General features: G+C 53.0%; 20 protein-coding genes. 13 read left to right on the forward strand and 7 right to left on the reverse strand.

Going from position 1 to position 23,536, the window contains the following annotated elements; all coding sequences use genetic code 11:
- Window positions 1-164: 164 nt before the first annotated feature.
- The 3 genes from UNDKW_RS23550 to UNDKW_RS23560 all read left to right on the forward strand — a co-directional run bounded on the left by UNDKW_RS23550 (window position 165) and on the right by UNDKW_RS23560 (window position 5,645).
- Entirely contained in the window at window positions 165-1,622 is a 1,458-nt protein-coding gene (locus UNDKW_RS23550; protein WP_162060731.1) for a nucleotide pyrophosphatase/phosphodiesterase family protein, read from the forward strand.
- A gap of 24 nt (window positions 1,623-1,646) precedes the next feature.
- Complete coding sequence (locus UNDKW_RS23555; RefSeq protein ID WP_232063094.1) at window positions 1,647-2,768, forward strand: TatD family hydrolase; 1,122 nt, start codon at window positions 1,647-1,649, stop codon at window positions 2,766-2,768.
- 102 nt (window positions 2,769-2,870) lie between these two features.
- The gene (locus tag UNDKW_RS23560) at window positions 2,871-5,645 is read left to right on the forward strand and encodes a tetratricopeptide repeat protein (protein WP_162060732.1); all 2,775 of its coding nucleotides are present in this window, start codon (window positions 2,871-2,873) and stop codon (window positions 5,643-5,645) included.
- 27 nt (window positions 5,646-5,672) lie between these two features.
- On the opposite strand, the gene UNDKW_RS23565 is transcribed toward UNDKW_RS23560, so the two are convergent.
- Entirely contained in the window at window positions 5,673-6,251 is a 579-nt protein-coding gene (locus UNDKW_RS23565) for a 5-formyltetrahydrofolate cyclo-ligase (protein ID WP_162060733.1), read from the reverse strand.
- A 33-nt stretch (window positions 6,252-6,284) separates the two neighbouring features.
- Here UNDKW_RS23565 and UNDKW_RS23570 point away from each other — a divergent pair, with 33 nt between their 5' ends.
- From UNDKW_RS23570 to UNDKW_RS23585, 4 genes are all read left to right on the forward strand, one after another.
- Complete coding sequence (locus UNDKW_RS23570; protein WP_162060734.1) at window positions 6,285-8,243, forward strand: lytic transglycosylase domain-containing protein; 1,959 nt, start codon at window positions 6,285-6,287, stop codon at window positions 8,241-8,243.
- An 18-nt stretch (window positions 8,244-8,261) separates the two neighbouring features.
- On the forward strand, window positions 8,262-8,975 hold the full coding sequence (locus UNDKW_RS23575) for a glutathione S-transferase family protein (RefSeq protein ID WP_162060735.1): 714 nt from the start codon (window positions 8,262-8,264) through the stop codon (window positions 8,973-8,975).
- Window positions 8,976-9,010: 35 nt separating this feature from the next.
- Complete coding sequence (locus tag UNDKW_RS23580; RefSeq protein ID WP_162060736.1) at window positions 9,011-10,135, forward strand: multifunctional CCA tRNA nucleotidyl transferase/2'3'-cyclic phosphodiesterase/2'nucleotidase/phosphatase; 1,125 nt, start codon at window positions 9,011-9,013, stop codon at window positions 10,133-10,135.
- 163 nt (window positions 10,136-10,298) lie between these two features.
- Entirely contained in the window at window positions 10,299-10,985 is a 687-nt protein-coding gene (locus tag UNDKW_RS23585) for a GNAT family N-acetyltransferase (RefSeq protein WP_162060737.1), read from the forward strand.
- Between the two features lie 170 nt (window positions 10,986-11,155).
- Here UNDKW_RS23585 and UNDKW_RS23590 read toward each other — a convergent pair whose 3' ends face one another.
- Entirely contained in the window at window positions 11,156-11,659 is a 504-nt protein-coding gene (locus UNDKW_RS23590) for an Lrp/AsnC family transcriptional regulator (RefSeq protein ID WP_110256008.1), read from the reverse strand.
- A gap of 178 nt (window positions 11,660-11,837) precedes the next feature.
- Here UNDKW_RS23590 and hppD point away from each other — a divergent pair, with 178 nt between their 5' ends.
- Window positions 11,838-12,950, forward strand: a complete 1,113-nt coding sequence (hppD, locus tag UNDKW_RS23595; RefSeq protein WP_162043281.1) for a 4-hydroxyphenylpyruvate dioxygenase — start codon at window positions 11,838-11,840, stop codon at window positions 12,948-12,950.
- A 74-nt stretch (window positions 12,951-13,024) separates the two neighbouring features.
- Entirely contained in the window at window positions 13,025-13,930 is a 906-nt protein-coding gene (phhA, locus tag UNDKW_RS23600; protein ID WP_162060738.1) for a phenylalanine 4-monooxygenase, read from the forward strand.
- Window positions 13,931-13,984: 54 nt separating this feature from the next.
- Here phhA and UNDKW_RS23605 read toward each other — a convergent pair whose 3' ends face one another.
- Window positions 13,985-14,515 (reverse strand): DUF2147 domain-containing protein, encoded by a 531-nt coding sequence (locus tag UNDKW_RS23605; protein WP_162060739.1) that lies wholly within the window; start codon window positions 14,513-14,515, stop codon window positions 13,985-13,987.
- 220 nt (window positions 14,516-14,735) lie between these two features.
- Between UNDKW_RS23605 and UNDKW_RS23610 the strand changes: the two genes are divergently transcribed.
- Window positions 14,736-15,482: a response regulator gene (locus UNDKW_RS23610; RefSeq protein WP_162060740.1), complete on the forward strand. Its 747-nt coding sequence runs from the start codon at window positions 14,736-14,738 to the stop codon at window positions 15,480-15,482.
- Entirely contained in the window at window positions 15,482-16,822 is a 1,341-nt protein-coding gene (locus tag UNDKW_RS23615) for a HAMP domain-containing sensor histidine kinase (RefSeq protein WP_162060741.1), read from the forward strand. The genes UNDKW_RS23610 and UNDKW_RS23615 overlap by 1 nt, the downstream gene beginning before the upstream one ends.
- A gap of 586 nt (window positions 16,823-17,408) precedes the next feature.
- Here UNDKW_RS23615 and UNDKW_RS30160 read toward each other — a convergent pair.
- Both UNDKW_RS30160 and UNDKW_RS23630 read right to left on the reverse strand, forming a co-directional pair.
- Window positions 17,409-18,290: a DUF2087 domain-containing protein gene (locus tag UNDKW_RS30160; protein WP_197893003.1), complete on the reverse strand. Its 882-nt coding sequence runs from the start codon at window positions 18,288-18,290 to the stop codon at window positions 17,409-17,411.
- Between the two features lie 337 nt (window positions 18,291-18,627).
- Window positions 18,628-19,248, reverse strand: a complete 621-nt coding sequence (locus UNDKW_RS23630; RefSeq protein ID WP_162060743.1) for a LysE family translocator — start codon at window positions 19,246-19,248, stop codon at window positions 18,628-18,630.
- Window positions 19,249-19,372: 124 nt separating this feature from the next.
- Between UNDKW_RS23630 and UNDKW_RS23635 the strand changes: the two genes are divergently transcribed.
- Window positions 19,373-20,269: a LysR substrate-binding domain-containing protein gene (locus tag UNDKW_RS23635; RefSeq protein ID WP_174247613.1), complete on the forward strand. Its 897-nt coding sequence runs from the start codon at window positions 19,373-19,375 to the stop codon at window positions 20,267-20,269.
- Here the strand turns inward: UNDKW_RS23635 and UNDKW_RS23640 are convergent.
- Both UNDKW_RS23640 and UNDKW_RS23645 read right to left on the reverse strand, forming a co-directional pair.
- The gene (locus UNDKW_RS23640; protein WP_162060744.1) at window positions 20,263-21,126 is read right to left on the reverse strand and encodes a lipid A biosynthesis acyltransferase; all 864 of its coding nucleotides are present in this window, start codon (window positions 21,124-21,126) and stop codon (window positions 20,263-20,265) included. The genes UNDKW_RS23635 and UNDKW_RS23640 overlap by 7 nt on opposite strands.
- On the reverse strand, window positions 21,123-21,983 hold the full coding sequence (locus UNDKW_RS23645) for a lysophospholipid acyltransferase family protein (RefSeq protein WP_162043288.1): 861 nt from the start codon (window positions 21,981-21,983) through the stop codon (window positions 21,123-21,125). The genes UNDKW_RS23640 and UNDKW_RS23645 overlap by 4 nt, the downstream gene beginning before the upstream one ends.
- A gap of 237 nt (window positions 21,984-22,220) precedes the next feature.
- Between UNDKW_RS23645 and metK the strand changes: the two genes are divergently transcribed.
- A complete protein-coding gene (metK, locus tag UNDKW_RS23650; RefSeq protein ID WP_162060745.1) occupies window positions 22,221-23,402 on the forward strand; it encodes a methionine adenosyltransferase in 1,182 nt (393 codons plus the stop codon).
- Window positions 23,403-23,536: the final 134 nt, after the last annotated feature.

Consider the following 23,536-nt stretch of genomic DNA (forward strand, 5'->3'; position numbering starts at 1 on the left):
TGCAAACAAATGTTGAATTATGATGACATTTCGAAATTATTCAAAAAGAAACATTTTTTACATAAAGCATATTGCAGTAAACGATAGATAAGATAATAATCAGGCAACAAGAGAGACCAGCAAGGAGCAAGACAAGGGCAGGCTTTGCAGCGCAAACCCGTTTCATGCTTACCAAACCTGCCCAACTCAGCCGACCCAGCCACATAGCCAATGAACAAAGATTTGCCATGCAAGCCCAAACCCTGTTGATACTGAATATCGTTGGACTGACACCTCGCCTGATAGGAACCTACACACCAAGGCTAAAGGCTTTTGTTGAACAGGGCAGGCTGCTGCCCTTACAAACCGTGACACCAGCAGTCACCTGTACCGTACAGGCCAGCATGATGACGGGGCTGTCGCCGCAGCAACATGGCATAGTCGGCAATGGCTGGCTATTCCGTGATCTGGCAGAAATCTGGTTCTGGCGGCAATCGAACAAACTCGTCAGCGGAGAAAAAATCTGGGAAGCAGGCAAGGCGCGCGACCCCAGGTTCACTTGCGCGAACCTGTTCTGGTGGTACAACATGGCCTCCAGCCATGACTATGGCATTACGCCCCGCCCTATCTACAAGGCAGATGGCCGCAAGCTGCCAGACTGTTATACGACACCTCCAGAGTGGCGCGATGAACTGACTCAAAAACTCGGTGCCTTCCCGCTGTTCCAGTTCTGGGGCCCGGCCACCACGATCAAGTCCAGCCGCTGGATAGCTGATGCTGCCAAGCTGGCGATCACAGAAAAAAATCCCACCCTGACCATGGTCTATCTGCCCCACCTTGATTATGACTTGCAAAGACATGGGCCAGACCTGACAGACCCGGCGGTACAGCAATCGCTGCGTGATATAGACGAAGTGGCCGGAGACCTGATCGCCCATGCACAACAGGCCGGGCGTCGTGTCATGATACTGTCTGAATATGGCATCACGGCTGTTGATCGCCCGGTGCACCTGAACCGCATACTGCGTGACGCCGGTTATCTGGTGGTACGCCAGGAAGATGGCGCAGAACTGCTGGACCCGATTGCCTCCAGCGCCTATGCGGTGGCTGACCACCAGTTTGCCCATGTATATATTTCCAGGCCCGAGCTGATTGCGCCGGTGCGCAGGCTACTGGCCGGTGTCGCTGGTGTGGAAGGTATCTGGGCCGGTAGCGAGCGTGCAGAAATAGGGCTGGACCACCCGCGCTCCGGTGAACTGGTCGTCATGGCAGACAAGCGCTCATGGTTTACCTACTATTACTGGCAAGATGATGCGCTGGCACCAGACTTTGCGCGCACGGTAGAGATACACCGCAAACCCGGCTATGACCCGGCTGAATTATTTGTCGATAAAAATATCCGTTTCCCCAAACTCGCCGTTGCATGGCGGCTGGGCAAGCGCCTGCTGGGTTTGCGCAGCCTCATGAATGTCATCGGCCTCGATGCCAGCCTAGTCAAAGGTTCGCATGGCAGGCCGGTGGATGATGTGGCCGATGGCCCCTTGCTGATACTGGACCAGGCAAAGGCCGATGGCGTGAACGAAGTCCACGCGACCGATATCAAGGACATCGCCTTGAAAATCATGTTTGAAAATCATATTTAAAGATGCACACTCAGGAGCAGGCAAATGAACGAGAATGGCACCCCCCAAGATAAGTACCCTGGTAACTTCGTCGCCGACAGCACGATAGTCGATGAAATGTTTTCCGACCGTGCCGTCACCTGCCCCTGCTGCAATGGCACGATCACGCCGCAGATGCTGCAAAACCTGCTGACCCAGGCCGGACAACTGCAACAGGGCCAGGCCGCATTCAGGCAACTGGCCAGCGGTGGCAATGGCATGATGATAGACCCGCATGCACACATGATCGCCCGCACTACCGATGACTATGAAGCCATGGCCAAGGCTGGCATCGTCGCTGTCATAGAACCGGCATTCTGGCTAGGGCAGTTGCGTACCAATGTCGGCAGCTTTATCGATTATTTTTCTACCATCACCGGCTTTGAGCGTTTTCGCGCCGGGCAGTTTGGCATACGCCATTATTGCGCGATAGGTCTCAATCCCAAAGAGGCAAATAACCCGGCACTGGCAGAAGCGGTACTCGATATCATGCCACGCTACCTAGGCAAGGAGGGTGTGGTGGCGCTCGGTGAAATTGGCTACGACGAGCAAACCGAACTCGAAGACAAGGCCCTGCGGGCGCAGATCGCCATGGCAATAGAATTTGAACTGCCCATCATGATACACACGCCGCACCGTGACAAAAAACGCGGTACCACCCGCACCATGGATGTTCTGGAAGAATGCGGCTTTGACCCGGCGCGCTGCGTCATCGACCACAATAATGAAGAAACCGTGCAAGAGGTACTGGACCGTGGTTACTGGTGCGCCTTCACGATTTACCCATCAACCAAGATGGGCAATGAAAGACTGGCTGACATCGTCAATCAATACGGCCCTGAACGCATCATCGTCAATTCTGCTTGCGACTGGGGCGTGTCTGACCCACTGGCGGTACCCAAATCAGCCCGTCTGATGGCCAGCCGGGGTATTTCTGCCGAAGTCATACACCAGGTCGTGTATGCCAATGCCCTGTCTGTCTATGGCCTGAACCAGGAGATGCAGGAAGCCCACTGGTGCCAGCCAGCGAAAATAGACCAGCGTACCCTGTATAGCGGCAATTCCGTGCTGCGTGGGCAGATGCCACGTGTGGATGAAGAAGTCTTGAATCCGGATATTATTCGCTGAGTTGGCCGGGAGCTTGTCATTTGCTGAAGTCGATTTGCCGCCAGTAAGCCTGATTACTGGTTAAAATACCTGAACTTGAGACCAACCAGATGACCAGCTCCCATGTTGAAATGGCTTAAAAACACTTTTTCAAAGTCAACAGAAACGTCCCAACAACGATCTGTAGAAACCGCAGTAGAGCAACATGCTCAGGCACCTGCGCCAACATCTCCGACAGAACAGGCTGCGCCTGCTGCATCAACAGTCGTCACCATGGTTGAGGGCGACCAGAATGCGCTAATCATTGCCTACCAAAAACTGGCCCTGGACCCGGCAGAAAACCTGCCCGCCGATATCCTGGCTGACAAGTTGTATGAAAAAATGCTGTTGCCAGAAGCAGAAGCAGTGTATCGCCTGGTGTTAAAGGCCAGGCCAGAATCGCTGGAAACCTGGACCAATCTGGGCCTGACCCTGGATGGGCAGTCACGCTCTGCCGAGGCGATACCGTGTTACCAGCACGTCATTGCAAAAGATCCTGGTAATACGATTGCTCATTTCAATCTTGCCGTCAGCCTGTCATTGCTGGGAAAAAATCCTGAGGCTGAGCAGGCTTATCTGCGCGCACTGGAAATCAATCCGCAAATGACGCATGCGCATTTCAACCTCGGCATACTTTTCCAGCAGCGCGACCATTTTAGCGGGGCCATCCATCATTATGAAGAACTGCTGAAACTGGACCCACAACATTACTACGCCTACTGTAACCTCGGCATGATACTCGCCAGCCAGGGCCGCATGGCTGAGGCAGAATCCTGTTTCCAAAAGGCAATTGCTGCGCAACCTGAATTAGTCAATGCAGATTTTTTCCTGATCAACCTGTATCAGCAACAAGGCAGGCAGGCTGATGCAGTAACCCTGCTCAAGAATCTCTATCAGCGCCAGCCTGAGAATACCAATGCGCGTGACAGCTTGCTGAATCTGTATATGCAGCAAAAACGTTTTGCCGAGGCGGCCAATATTTATAAGCAGATGCTGAACCAGGCGCCGGCAGAGCCAGTTCATCACTACAACCTGGCAGTCGTACTCAAGGAGCAGGGCCTGGTTGATGAAGCCTTGCAACATTATCAGCAGGCCGTGCAACTCAAGCCCGACTTTACCGAAGCACACTGTAATCTTGGTGTCGTCTTGCAAGAGCAAGGTAAATTGAAAGAGGCGCAAGCCAGCTATCAGCGCAGCCTCGAATGCAATCCCTGCTACAGCATAGCCTTGAGCAATCTCACCTATATTTACGTCGGCACAGGGCAATTTGCACAGGCAGAAGCAAATTATCGCAAGGCACTGTCGCTGGAACCTGGCAATGCAGACCATCACGGCAATCTGGGACGTTTGTTGTATCAGCAAAATCGGTATGCCGAAGCCGAAGCCAGTTTCAAACAGGCACTGAAACTCAATCCCAATTCCTTCAACGCCCTGCACGATTATGGCAAACTGCACATGCATTTCAGCCGCCTGACGGCAGCGCACCAGTGCTTTGAGCAGGCCATCAAACTCAAGCCGGATTTTGCGGATGCCTACAATAGCCTGGGTGCCCTGTTTGATGACCAGGGCATGATCCCCGAGGCAGTAAATGCCTATCGCCGCGCTCTGGAATACCGCCCGAATTTTTCTGAAGCCTATGGCAATCTGCTGTTTGCCCTGAACTACCATCCAGACCTGAGTGCAGAAGAGATTTTTGCTGCCTACCGTGAATATGAACAGCGCTTTGCCGCACCACTGTATCAGTTGCAGCGACCGCACACCAATAACAAGACCGCAGACCGCCGTCTGAAGATAGGCTATGTATCTCCAGATTTGCGCCGCCATCCGGTGCAGCATTTCCTTGAACCGCTGATGGCGCATCATGACAAAAACCAGTTTGAAATTTATGCCTACTCTGAATTGCTGAATGAAGATGCGGTATCAGAACGTTACCGCAGCTACGCCCATCATTGGATACCTACGACACATTTAAATGATGATGCACTGGCAGACCGGATCCGTACTGATGGTATTGATATCCTGATAGACCTGGCCGGACATACCAGCAATAACCGTCTGCGGGTATTTGCCCGCAAACCTGCGCCAGTGTCCCTGTCCTGGCTGGGTTATGGCTACACAACAGGCTTGCAGGCCATCGATTATTTTCTGGCAGATTCTTCTACTGCCCCATACCGGACGGAAGCCCTGTTTGCTGAAAAAGTCTGGCGCGTCGAAAGCCCGGTATTTGCCTACAGGCCCAAGGAAGGCATGGGTGCGGTATCGAGTCTGCCGGCCCTCAAGAATGGCTATATCACACTGGGCACCTTAAGCCGGGCAGTACGCATCAACCATAAAGTCATACGTACCTGGGCAAAAATATTGCAGCGCCTGGAAAACGCCAGGCTGGTGATAGACAGTAGCAACTTCAGCGATGCGGCCACGCGCAAAGCCATGGAAGACAAATTTGTTGCCCTGGGCATAGACAGGAGCCGTCTGCAAATTGGTGTACATAGCCCGCCATGGGATGTACTCAGGGGCATGGATTTAGGCCTGGATTGCTTCCCGCATAATTCGGGTACCACCCTGTTTGAAACCCTTTATATGGGTGTGCCCTTTGTGACCATGCAAGGCAGGCCGGGGGTGGGCGGCATAGGCGCCAGCATACTGGAAGGTCTGGGGCGGCCAGAATGGATAGCCCGCACTGAAGATGAATATGTAGAAAAAGTCGTCAGCCTGGCAGCCAATCCAGATTACCTGAGCACCCTGCGCATGAGCCAGCGCAGCCAGATGCAAAACAGCAGGCTCATGGATGAAACCGGCTTTTGCCGCAAGGTGGAAGCAGCTTACCGTTCCATGTGGCAAACCTGGTGTGAGAAATAAAGCTGAAAATAGAGCTGAATACAGGGCCTAAGCCTTGATGATGAAGTCCATCGCAATATCATGTGGCTCTGAGGCAAATTCAGCCTCGGTACAGGCATAGGCAATCCCTATCGCCACAGGACGTGGGCTGGCGGCCAGAGTACGGTCATAAAAGCCACCGCCATAGCCCAGGCGATAGCCTGCTGCATTCCAGCCCAGACAGGGGATGATCAGGACAGGCGGCTGGCTGACCAGCCTGCCATGGGCAGGAATGGCGATACCATAGCTATCGACCGCCATGGCATCTCCAGCCTGCCAGTCAAGAAAACTCAAAGCCATGTCCTTGCCCGTCACCAATGGCAAGGCCAGGCGCAAGCCGCTGCCCTGTAATTCCCGGTAGTAAGTACGCAAATCCGGTTCAGCCTGTATCGGCCAATACACGCCCAGACTGGCTGGCTGGTTTTGCTGACACCATGCAAGTAATTGCCTTCCTATCTCTGCATCCAGCACCTGCTTTTGTTCTGCCGCAATCTCCTGGCGTTTTTTACGCAGGAGCTTGCGCAATTCGGGGCGACTTTGCGCTGTTTCAATGCTGAGTTTGTGTGCGCTATTCTTGGGCTGTGTCATACTGTCAGAAATGTAATCTCAAACTGTCAAAAGATGTCTGTGAAAAAAAGTTTAGCTAGTCTTGGCCTGATGATCTTAGCAGGTTTTGCAACAAGTCCTTTCGCCTATGCAGCGCCAGCGAAGAGGAGCCTGATTGCCAATGATGATGACCGTTTCATGGCGCTGCGCGATGCCGCCATGCATGATGACGCTGCCAGCGTCGAGCAATATGCGGCGGCGCTGAAGAATTATGACATTCCTTCCTACATCGATTATTACCGCATACGCTCGCGTCTGGTAAAAACCAGCAATAGTGAATTCCGTGACTTTATTAGCAAGTATGAAGGCAGTGCCATCGCTGATCGCCTGCGTAATGACTGGCTACTCATGTTGGGCAGGCGTGGTGAGTGGGACTTGTTTGATCAGCAATATCCGCAATTTGTAGTTGCCGACGATAATCAGCTGCGCTGCTATTCCCTGTTATCGAAGGCAAACAAACAGCAAAAAGTGGCAACAGAAGCACGCAATTTGCTCAATAGTCCGCGTGACTATGGCGAAGGCTGTTATGCGCTGGTGACTTATCTGTCTGCTAACGGGCAATTCAACCAGTACGATTTATGGGCGCAAATGCGCATGGCGGCAGAAAACGGTGCCATACCCCTCGCGCAACGCATAGGCAAGTTACTGAATCTGCCAGAAAAACAAGTCGCAGAAGTCATCGACAAACCTGCCGGCCTGTTGAAAAAAGCACCGGATGCCGGCCATGCAGCACATGAGCTTTACCTGATCGCCCTTGGCCGCCTTGCCAAAACTGATCACGAGCAGGCTGCCGCCACCCTCAGCCGTCATACGGCCCTGTTCACTGACAATGAAAAAGCCCTGGGTTGGGCGCAAATCGCCATGCAAGCTGCACTAAAGCTGGAGCCAGAAGCTTTAGGCTACTGGCAAAAAAGCGAAGGCGCACCGCTGACGCTGGAAGCCTATCAATGGCGCACCCGCACTGCCTTGCGTGAACTCGACTGGAAACTGGTGAAATCCAGCATCACCGCCATGCCTGCCAGCCTCAAGGGTGAACCAACCTGGGTCTATTGGTATGGCCGCGCCCTGAAGGCAGAAGGCAAGAATGAAGAAGCACGCCAACAGTTTGCCAGCATCGCTGATCAATTGCATTTCTATGGCCAGCTTGCGCTCGAAGAGCAGGGTCAGAAAATCGGTTTGCCCGCCACCGTCAAGCCTGTAACGCCAGAAGAACTGGCACCGATGGAAAAAAATCCCAACCTGCAAAGAGCCTTACGCTTCTATGCCATGAATTTGCGCTTTGAAGGCACGCGTGAATGGAACTGGGAATTGCGCAAGATGAGCGAACGCCAGCATCTGGCGGCGGCGGAGCTGGCAAGACAAAACAATTTGCTCGACCGCATGGTGAATACTTCGGACCGCACCAAGGGCGAACTGGATTTCAGCCAGCGCTACCCTACGCCGTTCAATGACAGCATGTACAAGACTACCCAGGCACTGGGCATGGATATGGCCTGGGTGTATGGCTTGATACGCCAGGAATCACGTTTCATCATGAATGCCAAGTCACATGTGGGTGCCTCTGGTCTCATGCAACTGATGCCGGCAACTGCTCGCTACGTTGCCAAGAAAATTGGCCTCGGCAATTTTGTACCTACCCAGGTCAATGATGTGGAAACCAATATTGCCCTCGGCACAAATTACCTGAACATGGTCCTGACTGATCTCGGTGGTTCGCAAGCGCTGGCATCGGCCGCCTATAACGCTGGCCCTGGCCGCCCGCGTGCCTGGCGCTCCAAGCTGACCCGCCCGGTGGAAGGGGCGATCTTTGCCGAGACCATACCGTTTAATGAAACCCGTGGCTATGTCAAGAATGTCTTGTCAAATGCAACTTACTATGCCGCCCTGTTCGAGAAAAAACCGCAATCACTGAAGACACGCCTGGGCGTTGTCGTGCCCAAGGGTATGACTGCTGGCGACCCTGATCTTCCTTAATTTTCAAGTGTAAACATCATGCAAGATACAGAAATGCAACCCGCCCTGGCCGCCTTGCTGGACCAGCACCGTGCCGGTTTGCGACTGGTGATAGGCAATAAAAATTATTCCTCCTGGTCCATGCGCGCATGGGTGCTGATGAAGGCCTTTGGCATTCCGTTTGAAGAAATACGCATCATACTGAACCAGCCGGATACCACCAACCGCATTGCCGAATATTCAGCCGCTGGTCGCGTGCCTGTCTTGCTGGCAGGTGAAATCACGATCTGGGACTCTCTGGCAATCTGTGAATACCTGGCTGAGCAATTCTCGATACTCAATCTGTGGCCGGAAGATGTCGCCGCAAGAGCCACTGCACGCAGCATCTGCGCCGAAATGCATTCCGGTTTTTCTTCGCTGCGCTTTGACATGCCCATGAATATCCGTGCCGACCTGTTTGGCAAGGGCCGTACCATAGGTTCACAGGCTGACATAGGCCGCATCTGCGAAATCTGGGAAGATTGCCTGGCTCTGTATGGCGCGCATGAATTTTTGTTTGGCGCATTCTCTATTGCTGACGCCTATTATGCACCGGTCGTCATGCGCTTCCGCACCTATGGCGTGTCGCTGGCCCCTGCCCTGCAAGCCTATGCCGATCGCGTCATCGCCCATCCTGCGGTAGCCCTGTGGGTCAGGGAAGCCTTGATGGAAACCGAAAACATGCCTGGCCATGACAATCGCCATGGCGATTGAGCCATAGCTGCATGAAGACATCGGTGAAGACATAGATGAAAACATACATCGTAGGCGGCGCCGTGCGCGATGCCCTGCTCGGTTTCCCTGTACAGGACCGTGATTTTGTCGTCGTAGGTGCCACTCCTGAAGACATGCTGGCCCAGGGTTACCTGCCGGTAGGCAAGGACTTTCCGGTATTCCTGCATCCCAAAACCCATGAAGAATATGCACTGGCCCGTACTGAACGCAAAACGGCTGCAGGTTACAAGGGCTTTGTCTTTCATACCGATGCAGAAGTCACGCTGGAACAAGACCTGATACGCCGCGACCTCAGCATCAATGCGATGGCGCAGGATGATGACGGCAATATCATCGACCCTTATGGCGGCTTGCAAGATATCAAAAACCGCGTATTCCGCCATGTATCGACGGCTTTTTGCGAAGACCCGGTACGCATACTTCGCCTGGCCCGCTTTGCTGCCCGCTTTGCCGTACCGCCCCAGGATTTCAGCGTCGCAGAAGAAACCACAGCACTGATGCAAAGCATGGTCGCTGCCGGTGAGGTCGATGCGCTGGTGGCTGAGCGGGTATGGCAGGAAATTTCGCGTGGCCTGATGGAAGCCCGTCCTTCACGCATGTTCGACGTCTTGCGCAGTTGCGGAGCCTTGCAGCGTTTGTTACCAGAAATTGATGCCTTGCCAGAAGTGCAAATGCAGCGTCTCATGCAGTTAATCGATGCCAGTGCCCAGGCAAATTTGGCCCTGCATCTGCGCTATGCCGTGCTCTTGCATGATTTGCCAGGCAAGCTCGTTGATGGCATCTGCCAGCGCCTGAAAGTCCCGGCAGAATGCCGTGATCTTGCCGTCATGCTGGCACGTGAACATTTATGCATCAAGGATGCAGCTGGCCTGTCTGCGGCAGATACCGTCGATTTATTCGGACGTTGCGATGCCTACCGCAAACCCCAGCGCTTCCTCGAACTATTGCATGCAGCAGCCTGCCTGTATGCCCGGCCGGAACAACCATATGCACCACTAGCCAGCCTGAGCAAGTCGCTGGAGGTTGTACAGCAAGTCAATGGCGGCGAGATTGCCAGTTTGCATACCAACAAACCAGCGCAAATTCCTGTCGCTATACGGGCGGCAAGGATAGCGGTGCTGGAAGCCATGGATAAATAGCATGAAAAGCCAGGCCAGGTTCCGGTTTCAATCAGGTTTCATTCCGGCTCCACTGAACGGAATAGAAGGTTTATTCTCAAAAACCGGGCTTTTCTGGAATAATCAGGGCAGATCATCTACAATGCATTGTGCAGTGCACAAAAGCTACCCATAAGGAGCTGATATGAATGCGTCTGATATGTTTCCCGAAGATCCCAAACACTTGCTCGACTCCTCCAACAAGCCCTCCAAGCCCACTATTTTTGTCAAGGAATTGTCAGAAAAAGACCGGCACCGCATCATGAAACACTTTCTTGGCCTCGAAGAAAGTGACCGCCTGCTACGCTTTGGCACCTACCTGCCCGATGCCATGGTAGAAAAATATGTCGATGGCATAGACTTTTCCCGCGACAAGGTATTCGGCGTCATCAGTCACAGCTTCAATCTAGTGGGGGTTGGCCATCTCGCCTATGCTCCCCGCAGTGAAGACGATGAGCACACCGACAAGGACAAGGTCGCAGAATTTGGCGTCTCCGTCTCAGGTAATGCACGCGGCAAGGGCATAGGGTCCAAGCTGTTTGAACGCGGTGCCATCCACTGCCGCAATGATGATGTTGATACTCTGTACATGCATTGCCTGTCGTCGAACCAGACCATGATACACATCGCCAAGAAGGCGGGCATGGAAATCCACCGCGCCTATGGCGAAGCCGACGCCTACCTCAAGCTCATGCCAGCAGACGCCGCCAGCATGCTCAAAGAAGCCATGCAGGAACAGGTCGCTGCGATAGATTACAGCATCAAGGCGAATACCCGTGCTGCGGCAAAATGGCTGAGGCATTTGCCGGGGATAAGGGGTAAATCGAAGTAGCGTAACCAAGACCTTTCACCACAGAGACACGGAGACACAGAGAAGATCAAGAGAAAAGCAAAGCCTGTTTCTCTGCGTCTCAATCGTGGATTTATTTACTATCAAGAAATCTGAATGCAAGTCGTCATTTGAAGGCTAACTATATTAAAGATGCCGCTGACAGTAGTCCTTTATACCCCAACCACCACCGGCAATGCCGTCGTATCCTTAATCTGCTGCAAGGCAAAGCTGGACTTTACATCCAGCACGGCAGGATGACGTAACAGCGTCTCCATCATGAAGCGTGAAAAGTGGTTCATGTCTTCCACATGCACCCGCAAGAGATAGTCCATTTCCCCGGTCATTGCATAACAGGCCACCACCTCGGGCCACTGTCCTACCGAGGCCGAGAAGTCATCGCGCGGCGAGCGTGATGCGCCCTTGCCAGGGGCATCACTATGCTTTTCCAGGCGCACATTGACGTAGGCCAGCAAGCCCAGGCCTATCTTGGCGGGTTCCAGCAAGGCTACATATTTGCGGATGACACCGCTGTCTTCGAGGCGCTTGATGCGGCGCAGGCAGGGCGAGGGCGAGAGATTGACGCGTTCGGCCACTTCCTGATTGGTCAGCCTGCCATCGGCCTGCAAAATCGCCAGTATCTTGCGGTCTATCTTGTCCAGTTCAACTTCAAGCATAATCTGCCTCACATCAAATAAATTAAGCAATATTATTGCTCAAATCAACCAAGTATTGGGTTATTTTGCAATTATATGGCGCGTTTCGCAGACTATACTGAGAACTTGAGCTATATCAAAACCAGCCGTAAAAGCGGTGGATATAGCAAACACTGATGATCACACTGAGGAGACAGGCATGACTTTCCAAACTTGGGAAAACCCTATGGGTACCGATGGCTTTGAGTTTATCGAGTACGCAGCACCCGATCCAAAAGCACTGGGCGAATTATTCGTCACCATGGGTTTTACCGCGATAGCCAAGCATCGCACCAAGGATGTAACCCTGTTCCGTCAAGGCGATGTGAATTTCATCATCAATGCAGAACCTGATTCTTTCGCACAAAAATTTGCCCGCAAACATGGCCAGTCTGTTTGCGCATTCGCTTTCCGCGTCAAGGATGCCAACGCTGCCTACAAGCGCGCTCTGGAACTGGGTGCCTGGGGTTTTGACAATAAAACCGGCCCTATGGAACTGAACATCCCGGCCATCAAAGGCATAGGCGACTCCCTGATTTATTTTGTTGACCGCTGGCATGGCAAAGATGGTGCGCAAGCTGGTGCGATCGGCAATATCAGTATCTATGATGCTGACTTTGTAGCTATCCCTGGCGTGGATTCCAACCCGGTTGGCAAGGGCCTGACTTATATCGACCACCTGACCCACAATGTACACCGTGGCCGCATGAAGGAATGGGCAGATTTCTATGAAACCCTGTTCAACTTCCGTGAAATCCGTTACTTCGATATCGCTGGCAAACACACAGGCCTGAAGTCCAAAGCCATGACTTCTCCTTGCGGCAAAATCCGTATCCCTATCAATGAATCTTCGGATGACAAATCCCAGATCGCTGAATACCTGGACTTGTACCACGGCGAAGGCGTGCAACATATCGCCATGGGTACGGACAATATCTATGACACAGTTGGCGGCATGAAAGCCAATGGCGTGGTATTCCAGGACACGATAGAAACTTACTATGACCTGGTCGATCGCCGCCTGCCAGGCCATGGTGAAAACCTGGAAGAATTGCGTAAGCTGCGCATTCTGATTGATGGCAAGAGCACAGAAACATCACGTGAATTGCTGTTGCAGATTTTCACGACGACAGTTATCGGCCCTATCTTCTTTGAAATCATACAGCGCAAGGGCGACCAGGGTTTTGGTGAAGGTAATTTCCGCGCCCTGTTTGAATCTATTGAGCTCGATCAGATCCGTCGTGGCGTCATCAAAGACGAAACCGTTGCGTGATTTTTGTCAATAGCTAATGGAGATATGAAAGAGGCTGGTTATCATCTTGATGCCGGCCTTTTTCACTGAAAAATATGGATACTATCGCTACTCCCGCTACTGCTGACACAACCGTCAGCAACGACGATTTTCTGGCCACCGTTGCCGAAAAATCCAACGGCGCAGCCTTGCGCGGCAACTATGAAAAAGCCGATGATCATTATGTCGTAGCACAAGACTGGGCTGCCTATACAGAAGAAGAACACGCACTTTGGCGCAAGCTTTATCAGCGCCAGATGGAACTCTTGCCTGGCCGCGCCTGCGACGAGTTCATAGAAGCACTGCACAAGATGGATGCCTCGAGTGGCATACCAAAATTTGAGCGCACTTCAGAGGAATTGTTTGCCGCTACTGGCTGGCGCATTGTGGCCGTGCCCGGGTTGATTCCTGAGCTGACCTTCTTCGAACACCTGGCCAACCGCCGCTTTCCCATCACGGTATGGTTGCGCAAGCCTGAAGAGTTCAATTACATTGTAGAACCTGACGTTTTCCACGACTATTTCGGCCATGTACCACTGCTGTTCAATCCGGTCTTTGCTGACTATATGCAGTTGTATGGCAAGGGTGGTTTGAAGGCGATGAAACTCGGTGGTCTGGACTTCCTGGCCCGCCTTTACTGGTACACAGTGGAGTTTGGCCTGATCAAGACGGACAAGGGTTTGCGCATCTACGGCGCGGGCATCCTGTCATCAGGCGGTGAAGTCGAATACTGCCTGAAACCGGGCACGCCTTCACGCCATATCCATCTTGACATAGAACGCTGCCTGCAAACCCTGTACAAGATAGACAGCTTCCAGGAAACTTATTTTGTCATCGACAATTTCCAGCAGTTGTTTGATGGCACGGCACCGGATTTCACGCCTTATTATGAGCGCCTGAAACAACTTGATGCCTTGCCAGCCAATACCCTGTTGCCAGATGAAGTTGAATTGCTGCCGTAAGTCTGCATTGAAAATGGAAAAATGAAATGGGAGCATCAGACGATGCTCCCATTTTTATTTTTGCGCTGTGATGATGTTGGACACGCGCGTCCACACCTGGGTACGGCCATTTTCTGGCTTGTCCTTGTAGGCCGTGACTTCCAGCTCAGTCGGGTTCAGCATGCGCATCTGGCAGGCGTAAGTCTGGCCATCGGCACGGTTGAAAATCTTGCCTGACCAGGTGTCGGCCTTGCCTGGAGTAAAGCCTTCCATGATGGTCTTGCCCAATACCGGTGCTGCGGATGCGGGCGTTGCGGCACTACCCATGGCGGTCATGTTGCTCAAATTCGCCGCATCATTGACCTTGCTGACTTTACCGCACAAAGCATCGCCGCAATTGCTGATTTGTACTTCCAGACTGCCACTTTGCGTGAGCCAGGTACCGGCGACTGCGCCAGCCTTGCCACTGGCAAGATTGTTGGCCTGGATTTGAGCTTCCACAGGTGCCAGGTAGTAATCAGACAATCCAGCCTGCTGCGCCTGGGCAGACCAGGCACTCATCAATACAGTGGCGAAAGTGCTGATAACGATCATTTGCTTTTTCATGTCAGTTCTCCTTGAGTTGTCGAGGTGATGTCATTCATCACGGCCATGTCATTAGACAGGCGCAAGGTATCTGGCAGATGTCAGGAAATGCCATATTTGCATCTGCATATGTTTCTACAGCACTCAGATACACTGGGATACAAAAGATTTTGCCTCTGCCGCGATTTAAGCTATAAAGCCCTATGAGCGTAGCGAATAGAATGAGCACAAAGCCCGACACATGGAAAACACAGAATCCCCGGATCACATCCTCATCGTTGATGATGATGCAGAAATACGCGAACTGACTGCCCTTTATCTGCGCAAGAATGGCAACAAGGTCAGCACGGCTGCGGGCGGCAAGCAAATGCGCGCCCTGCTGGAAGGCAGTGCCATCGACCTCATCGTGCTCGATATCATGATGCCGGGTGAAGATGGTTTGAGCCTGTGCCGTGAATTGCGCTCTGGTCCGCATAAAGTCATTCCGATATTTTTTCTGACAGCACGCGCTGAAGAAACTGACCGCATCGTCGGCCTGGAAATGGGTGCCGATGATTACCTGACCAAACCTTTCGCTGCACGGGAGTTGCTGGCACGCATCAAGGCGGTCTTGCGCCGTACACGCATGCTCCCACCTAAATTGCGCGAACAAAAGCCACCTGCGATGCTGCAATTTGGTGACTGGCAACTTGATACACTGGCACGCCATCTCCTCGATAAAGACGGTGTCATGGTCACCCTCAGCGGAGCGGAATACCGTTTGCTGCAAGTCTTTGTCGAACACCCGCAACGCGTGCTGAACCGTGACCAGTTGCTGAACCTGACGCAGGGTCGCGATGCCGACCTGTTCGAACGCTCCATCGACTTGCTGATCAGCCGCCTGCGCCAGCATTTATGCGATGATGCGCGCGAGCCGCGTTATATCAAAACCGTACGCAGTGAAGGTTATGTATTTTGCGCCCAGGTCACAGCACCCGAGGAGGCCTGATGCACATCATAGAAAGCCCGCACTGGCCGCACACCCTGTTTGGCCGCCTGTGCCTGATCTTGCTCAGCGCGCTGCTGATGGCCTATGCGCTGTCGTTTGCCTCGTCGCAATGGGACAAAATGCAGGTCAGAAAAAATCATATGGTTTACTCAGTTGGCAAGGATGTCACCAATGCGATTTCATTTCTTGACCGGCTGCCAGTCAATGAACGTCAGGGCTGGTTGGACAAACTTGCCCGCAACAACTATGAATATACTTTGCAGGCCGCCCCCGCTGATGCCAAGGACAACATAGACCTGGACATTGCCAACGAGGCGATAGAGGCTATCAAAAATAATCTGGAGCATCCGGCAAAAATCAGGATCAGCGTACGTACTGAAAACGATAAAAAAATCCTGCAGTTGCATCTGGCCCTGAGCGATGGCGCGCCGCTCACCGTGCGCCTGGCTGCAACGCCATACACCATACAATGGAACATGTTCTCGCTACTCTGCGTACAGCTTGCCATCATCATGTTGGCAACCTGGCTGGCCGTCAGGACGGCGACGCGCCCACTGGCCATGCTGGCCGACGCTGCCGATGCGATGGTCAAGCCAGGCGCCAGGCCACAGTTCCCTGCCCGCGCGCCACGAGAAGTATTCCGTGCAGCGACTGCCTTCCAGAATATGCAGGAACGTATAGACACTTACCTGGCCGAACGCATGCAAATCCTGGCCTCCATCACCCACGACTTGCAAACCCCCATTACCCGCCTGCGCCTGCGTACCGAACTCATGGAAGACGATACCCATAGGGAAAAAATGCAGGCAGACCTGCACGCCATGCAAAAACTGGTGGAACAGGGTCTGGCCTATGCCAAGGTGCAAAATCAACTGCAAGCCGACCAGGAAGCCAGCAGCAAGATCAATCTCGACGCTTTGACTGGTAGCCTGGCACAGGACTATTGCGACACCGGCCAGCAGGTCAGCCTGCATGGCAATAGCAACCAGATCCTGCAAACCCGCCCCCTGGCCCTATCCCGTTTACTCGGTAACCTCATCGACAATGCTCTTAAGTTTGGTGGCGAAGTAGAACTTACTTTAAGTAGCGATACACAGCACGCAATCATCACGGTACAGGACAGAGGCCCAGGCATCCCGGAAGAACAATGGGACACCGTCATGCAACCCTTTGTGCGGCTTGAATCTTCCCGTAACCGAGAGACTGGTGGCGCTGGCCTTGGCCTTGCGATCGTGGCACAACTGGCGTTGCAACTGCATGCGGAGATACGGTTTGCCAATCGTGAGGGTGGGGGCTTGGCGGTGAGTGTCAGGTTGCCTTTGCAGGCTGCGGTGGGGTAGGTTTAATCGGTGAGCAGTTGATCGCGAAGAATGTGAGTGGCAGTCGTGGTAACGTTGCTGTTGCTGTTGCTGTTGGGTTTGACTTTGGGGTTGAGGCTGTTTTTGACTTTCGCTGTTCCCATGTGTAGACGCCGATTGTGCGGCACAGAAAATGGATTAAGAAGAGCCGCTGTCTGAGGTGTAGCAGGGGTTTCGAAGTGCATGCACTTCGCCTGCGTAACGGCAATCGCTTGCAAGCGATTGTGCGCCCTGCAAGGGTAGCGAGTTTCGGATCTTCCCATTTTTTGTACTGCACAAATGGGAACCCCGAAGGGGATGTTGGCAGGGTTTCGCAAAGCATGCTTTGCGCTGCCAACATCTAAGCCGCTTGCAAGCGGCGCAGTGGAGCGCTATGCCTGGGTCGCCTTTCTTTGAATTCTTTCTTTGGCGACGCAAAGAAAGAATTTCGGCCGCCGGGCCGAGACCCGGCTTGGTTCTACGAAGGGAAATTTATTTTAATCGATACGGTATGCAATAAAAGCCTCTGGATTCCAGCCAAAAGCACGCTGGAATGACGGTAACTTTATTGCCGTTAGTTTGGATATTTTCAGCCCGGTATGTATATCAGGACCGCGAATTTCATCTGCAGCAAAATGCAAGTATGCCAATCACACTCTCCAATACTCCCCTCCGCCCTCTCCATCAATCCATTCATAATAAACTCCCGCCGCAAGGTCGCAAAATCAGAATGAAACTGCAACAGGAAACTATTGATATCAGCCTCCACATAACGCCGTTCAAACTGTAATTGCTCCACCAGCCAACGCAAGATCACCAGCCGCTTTTTACGCTGTTCAGGAATACTCACCAGACGCCCATCCTTGACGAAAGACTTCATCACCCGCTCAGCCTCAACTTCGGTCGATTGCAAATCCAGCATGATTTGGGAGGCATCCCAGTTCGCCTTGAAACGCTCGGTACGGCTGGCTTGCAGGCGTTGCTGCGCCAGGTTCAGCCAGCTTGCACTACCGTAACCCTGTACCAGATCACGACCGATAGCGTCCCAATATTCAGCAGCAGCGCTAACGCCCAGCGCCTGCAAATAATCACTGGTGACGACAAGGTATTGCTTGCGGTAAGGCAGCAGATAGCCAGCGTCATTCGCCTGCAATTGCGCCTGCGCTTCGGCATAGCTGGCATACCAGTGATTGATAAAGACCGACACCTCGGGACCATGCCAAAAGTCCCCCATGTCCTCACCAGGTTTGGCTTCGCCACCGAGGACGATGCGGGCATGTTCCCAGTTCTGAAAACCGGCATCAGCTGCGGCCAGGTTCATGCAATGCTTGAGTTGCCAGTTCCCGGGGATTTCCCACTGGCGCTGGCGGCTTAAGATCAGGGCGCGTTTGCTGGCTGCGGTATTGCGTGTCTCCAGCAGTTTTTGCAATAAACGGGCACGGGTTTTGATTTCTGTAGTTAATGCGTTCATGCTGCAGCTCCAGTCAATATGGGCTGTTGTGCGATGAGCAAGGAAGGGTAATACGACGATAACATGATGAACTCCAGTTCGCTTATCGACGACCCGCTGACGTCAAACGAAACATGGAAACTATCACATTAGTATGGATGTGAATATCTAGAGGCTGTTACAAAATTAAGATGGCTAGGCGCCATCGCCGCAGACAGTACTTTAGTACGGCAAGGCGATGCAACAACGCCAGGTTAATTTTGTAACAGCCTCTAAGGGTGAGAGCCTCTTGTGCGGGTAGGCGCCCCTTTAGCACCTGCCGCAATTCTAGGCGTGCATCCGGGTTTCGTCAACCATGTCACGAATGCAAGGCCGGCAAACTGGCAAGTGATACACCCAGAATGACCAGCACTGCGCCAATGAAACGATTCAATATCACTTGCTGCCTGAGCATGCCAGCACGCAGGCGATGATCTGAAAAGAACAGGGCAACCAGGCTGAACCATATCCAGTGTGCGACAGACATGAACAAGCCGTAGCCAAATTGCGCCAGCAGGCTGGTATCAACTTGCACGACTTGCGTGTAAGTGCTCAGGACAAATAAAGTGGTTTTGGGATTGAAGGCATTGGTCATGAAACCTGCGCGCAAGGCCGCCAGATTATTCAATGACAGCCCCTCTCCTGCTTCTGCGTTAACGACAGCGCGGGCAAAAAAAGTCTGGTAACCGATATAAATCAGGTAGACCGCACCGATGATCTTGATGGCGAAATACAGACTGGGGGATTTGGCTATCAGCAAACCTACACCCAGCATGGTGTACATCACATGCACCTGCACACCCAGTGCTATGCCACTGGCAGCCAGCAGGCCTGCACGGCGGCCATACAGATAACTGTTCCTGGTGACCATGGCAAAGTCAGCCCCGGGGCTGATGACGGCAAGAATGGTGATGATGGCGACGGCGATGAGTTCTGTCATTTTCTTCCTCAGAATAAGAAATATTTACTTGTGATGAGACATCACATATACGTGTATTCTGAAGCACAGCATTAAACATAAAAATCGATATATACTCAGACATATCATTGAGAAAAACTCACACATGTCCAAGCACTTGCCATCGCTGAATGCCATACGTGTATTTGAAGTCGCCGCACGGCATTTGAGCCTGGTCAGGGCGGCGGAAGAACTGCATGTGACCCACGGTGCTGTCAGCCGTCAGATCAAGCAACTGGAAGAGAACCTGGGCCTGGAATTATTCGAGCGCCGCAACCGCGCCATCTTTTTGACAAGCGCCGGGCTGAGTCTGCAAGGCACTTGCACTGACATCATGCGGCAACTGGAAGCAGGTTTGCGCCAGCTCAGGCAGGCCGATGATCAGCCGCTGGTAGTCTCCTGCGAACCGACTATCGCCATGCGCTGGCTGATCCCGCGCCTGGGTAAATTCAGAGAACTACACCCTGAGCTGGAGATTCATTTATTCGCTGCTGGCGGTTCTGTCGATTTGCGCCATGGGCATATAGACCTTGCTCTGCGGCGCAATGATTTTGCCTGGGATGCGAACTATCATGTAGCCACAGTTGCCCGTGAACTGATCGCTCCGGTTTGCACACCAGGCTTGCTGAAGCAAGGCAAACTGCAACTTAACCAGCAATGCCTGCTGCACACGGCAACCCGGCCCGATGCCTGGCCGCAGTGGCAAAAACTCAGCAGGCAAACAACATGCGGTAAAAGCCGGGCGAACTATGAACATTTTTACCTGAGCCTGCAGGCAGCTTGCGCTGGCCTGGGTGTCGCGATGGCATCAGCGTATATGGTGGAAGATGAAATCCGCAGCGGGCAACTCATTGCGCCTCATGCTTTCATGGAAGACGGCACAGACTATGTCTTGCTGTCATCCCTGTACTTTGATGAAGACCAGCGCCGCCTGAGGTTTCTGGAATGGTTGCAGCAAGAACTGGAAGTGACGGCGCAAGCCGTCACTGACCTGACTCAGTAAACGCTGGGTTCACCAGGAGGGCGTGTTTTGAAACGCTTGTGCGCCCAAAAATATTCGGCTGGCGCTTTCAGAATCTCCTGCTCAATGAAGGCATTCATATAACGCGTGGCCGCGACAATATCGTCGCCCGGATAATTTTGCCAAGGCTCGTGGAAAGTCACTTTCCACCCCTTGTAGTCAGGCAAAATAGTCGCGATGACAGGAATGACCTTGGCACCTGTGGTTGCGGCAATTCTCGGCACTGCTGTCAGGGTCGCTGCAGGCACGCCAAAGAAAGGCACGAACTCAGAATCCTTGGCACCAAAGTCCATGTCCGGCAGCATGAAGAAAGGCAGGCCTTCACGCATCGCCCGTATGATGGGCTTGACACCCTCAGCCCGGGAAAACAGCTTGACCGGGCGGAAACGTGAACGCCCCTTGCGCAAGGCGGCGTCAAATACCTTGCTGCGCTGGCGGGTATAAATCGAACACAGGTTAGACTCCAGCAAGACGGCCACCCCAGCCACATCAAGGCTCACAAAATGCGGGCACATCAAGATCGTCGCGCCCTCACTCATTGCCACCACGGGCACCGCAGGGTCTAGCTGTATCAGGCGTCGCAGGCGTGCTTCTGAAGCCCACCAAAGTATGCCGCGCTCCAGTACGCTGCGCGCATAAACCTGGAAATGACGTTTGGCGATAGCCTGACGTTCAGCCGCACTCAAATGTGGCAGGCACAATGAGAGATTCGTGAGCGTGATATGCCTGCGTTTGCGTATCAGCATAAATAATATGCTGCCTATTCCCTCACCAAGACGCCCAAGGACTGATAAGGGTAACCAGTGCAAAATCCACATCAGGACCAGCACCGCCCTCATGCGAGCTCCCTGTCTGCGCTGGCTTCGGGGCCATCGACGCCTTCTGGTTTTTTGTAACGGTTATAACTCCAGAAATATTGTGCGGGTGACAAGGCAATCAGTTTTTCCATGCCACGGTTAATGGCTGTTGCCTGCGCCACCGGGTCTGTACCCAGCTCTTCTTCAAAGGGCACGAAGCGGATCACATAGCCGCGACCGCCGGGCAAGCGTTCTGCGAAAGTCAGGATAATCGGTGCGTCTGTCATGCCGTGCAATTTGGCAGACAGGGTCATGGTGTAGGCACGCTTGCCAAAGAATTTGGCCCAGACGCCCTCACCCTCTTGCGGCACCTGGTCGGGCAGCAAGCCTATGGCCTCACCTTTTTTAAGGGCCTTGGCCATGATACGGACACCGGAAAAGTTCGCCGGGGCCAGCAAGAGATTGTCACGCGCACGCGCCCCCTCTATCAGCGGTTTGAGAGCAGCTTTACGCGGCGGGCGATATAAAACAGTCAGGCGGGTGCGTACGGCGATGCTCTGGGCGACGATTTCAAAACACCCCAGATGTGGTGTTAAAAATATCACACCTTTTTTGGCGTCCAGTGCGGCCTGCACCAGTTCCCAGTTCTCTATCGTCGCCGTTTTCAATACCCTCTCGGGCTTGGCACACCAGATAAAGGGCAGCTCCAGAATATTCTTGCCAGCCTCACGTACGGCCTCATGCAGATGACCAGGGAAACCGGCGCGGCGGATATTCTGCTTCAGGCGGCGACGGTAGGAGCCAGACAGCAAATAGACGACCCACCCCAGCACAGCCCCGGAAAAATGCAAGACCGACAATGGAAAGATGGAAAGGAAACGAAACAAAGTGACAAGCATGACGCCGCTCAAGTATCAGTATAATAATAAGGGTATATTCGACAGACTATGCAGAACGAGCGTAAAATATCACATATTGGCTAGCTCTGACCTGCTTTAGGGCAGGATAAACACAGAAGACCAGCCACCGCCGAGTTAATGACAACTTGCGAGGCGGTTAATAAAATTCGCTAAAGCGTCGCAGGACTCTTCCGACTGCGGCATAATTTTTACGGTCAATTTTTATAGGAGCCTGCGATGGCTAATGATTTTCTCTTCACCTCTGAATCGGTATCCGAAGGACACCCGGACAAAGTCGCCGATCAGATTTCCGATGCGATTCTGGATGCTATCTTTGAACAGGATCCACGTTCCCGCGTTGCCGCCGAAACCCTGACCAATACCGGCCTGGTAGTGCTGGCAGGTGAAATCACCACGAATGCTCACGTAGATTACATACAGGTGGCGCGCGACACCATCAAGCGCATCGGCTACGACAATACTGAATACGGTATAGACCATAAAGGTTGCGCAGTGCTGGTTGCCTACGACAAGCAATCCAATGATATCGCCCAGGGCGTAGATCAGGCGTCTGACGATCACCTCAATACCGGTGCCGGTGACCAGGGTCTGATGTTTGGCTATGCTTGCGATGAAACACCAGAACTGATGCCCGCGCCAATTTACTACGCGCACCGTCTGGTTGAACGCCAGGCACAATTGCGCAAGGATGGCCGCCTGCCTTTCCTGCGCCCTGATGCCAAGAGCCAGGTCACCATGCGTTATGTTGATGGCAAACCGCACAGTATCGATACTGTCGTGCTTTCTACCCAGCATCACCCTGACCAGAGCGAAACCTCAACCAAGATGAAGCAGTCTTTCATTGATGCTGTCATTGAAGAAATCATCAAACCAGTCTTGCCTAAAGAATGGTTGCTGGACACCAAATTCCTGATCAACCCGACTGGCCGTTTCGTTATCGGCGGCCCGCAAGGTGATTGCGGCCTGACTGGCCGCAAGATCATTGTTGATACCTACGGCGGTGCCTGCCCTCATGGCGGCGGTGCTTTCTCTGGTAAAGATCCTACCAAGGTAGACCGTTCTGCTGCCTATGCTGCCCGTTATGTGGCCAAGAATATCGTCGCTGCTGGCATCGCCCGGCAATGCCAGATACAGGTAGCTTATGCGATTGGCGTAGCGCGTCCTATGAACGTGACTGTTTACACTGAAGGCACAGGCGTCATTCCTGACGACCAGATCGCCGCACTGGTGAACGAGCATTTTGACCTGCGTCCAAAAGGCATTATCCAGATGCTGGACTTGCTGCGCCCGATCTATTCGAAGACAGCCGCTTACGGCCACTTTGGTCGTGAAGAGCCAGAATTCACCTGGGAACGCACTGACAAGGCAGCGATTTTGCGTGCCGCTGCCGGACTGTAATGTATCTTTATTGTTTTAAGTAATAGGTAGCACTGGGAGTAGAAGCGAGAATGCCGGTCAGTTTTATGAGAAGTAAGTTCTGCGCATCTCGCTGCAAAAACCTCAGTGCTTTGTTTGCGGTGGCTGGCCTGCTG

Source organism: Undibacterium sp. KW1, from assembly GCF_009937955.1.
Classification (GTDB): Bacteria; Pseudomonadota; Gammaproteobacteria; order Burkholderiales; family Burkholderiaceae_D; genus Undibacterium.

What these genes read in the sequence shown, in the direction of transcription:
- UNDKW_RS23550 (WP_162060731.1), top strand. Translation starts at nt 165, where the DNA reads ATGCTTACCAAACCTGCCCAACTCAGCCGACCCAGCCACATAGCCAAT.
- UNDKW_RS23555 (WP_232063094.1), top strand. Translation starts at nt 1,647, where the DNA reads ATGAACGAGAATGGCACCCCCCAAGATAAGTACCCTGGTAACTTCGTC.
- UNDKW_RS23560 (WP_162060732.1), top strand. Translation starts at nt 2,871, where the DNA reads ATGTTGAAATGGCTTAAAAACACTTTTTCAAAGTCAACAGAAACGTCC.
- UNDKW_RS23565 (WP_162060733.1), bottom strand. Translation starts at nt 6,251, where the DNA reads ATGACACAGCCCAAGAATAGCGCACACAAACTCAGCATTGAAACAGCG.
- UNDKW_RS23570 (WP_162060734.1), top strand. Translation starts at nt 6,285, where the DNA reads ATGTCTGTGAAAAAAAGTTTAGCTAGTCTTGGCCTGATGATCTTAGCA.
- UNDKW_RS23575 (WP_162060735.1), top strand. Translation starts at nt 8,262, where the DNA reads ATGCAAGATACAGAAATGCAACCCGCCCTGGCCGCCTTGCTGGACCAG.
- UNDKW_RS23580 (WP_162060736.1), top strand. Translation starts at nt 9,011, where the DNA reads ATGAAAACATACATCGTAGGCGGCGCCGTGCGCGATGCCCTGCTCGGT.
- UNDKW_RS23585 (WP_162060737.1), top strand. Translation starts at nt 10,299, where the DNA reads ATGAATGCGTCTGATATGTTTCCCGAAGATCCCAAACACTTGCTCGAC.
- UNDKW_RS23590 (WP_110256008.1), bottom strand. Translation starts at nt 11,659, where the DNA reads ATGCTTGAAGTTGAACTGGACAAGATAGACCGCAAGATACTGGCGATT.
- hppD (WP_162043281.1), top strand. Translation starts at nt 11,838, where the DNA reads ATGACTTTCCAAACTTGGGAAAACCCTATGGGTACCGATGGCTTTGAG.
- phhA (WP_162060738.1), top strand. Translation starts at nt 13,025, where the DNA reads ATGGATACTATCGCTACTCCCGCTACTGCTGACACAACCGTCAGCAAC.
- UNDKW_RS23605 (WP_162060739.1), bottom strand. Translation starts at nt 14,515, where the DNA reads ATGAAAAAGCAAATGATCGTTATCAGCACTTTCGCCACTGTATTGATG.
- UNDKW_RS23610 (WP_162060740.1), top strand. Translation starts at nt 14,736, where the DNA reads ATGGAAAACACAGAATCCCCGGATCACATCCTCATCGTTGATGATGAT.
- UNDKW_RS23615 (WP_162060741.1), top strand. Translation starts at nt 15,482, where the DNA reads ATGCACATCATAGAAAGCCCGCACTGGCCGCACACCCTGTTTGGCCGC.
- UNDKW_RS30160 (WP_197893003.1), bottom strand. Translation starts at nt 18,290, where the DNA reads ATGAACGCATTAACTACAGAAATCAAAACCCGTGCCCGTTTATTGCAA.
- UNDKW_RS23630 (WP_162060743.1), bottom strand. Translation starts at nt 19,248, where the DNA reads ATGACAGAACTCATCGCCGTCGCCATCATCACCATTCTTGCCGTCATC.
- UNDKW_RS23635 (WP_174247613.1), top strand. Translation starts at nt 19,373, where the DNA reads ATGTCCAAGCACTTGCCATCGCTGAATGCCATACGTGTATTTGAAGTC.
- UNDKW_RS23640 (WP_162060744.1), bottom strand. Translation starts at nt 21,126, where the DNA reads ATGAGGGCGGTGCTGGTCCTGATGTGGATTTTGCACTGGTTACCCTTA.
- UNDKW_RS23645 (WP_162043288.1), bottom strand. Translation starts at nt 21,983, where the DNA reads ATGCTTGTCACTTTGTTTCGTTTCCTTTCCATCTTTCCATTGTCGGTC.
- metK (WP_162060745.1), top strand. Translation starts at nt 22,221, where the DNA reads ATGGCTAATGATTTTCTCTTCACCTCTGAATCGGTATCCGAAGGACAC.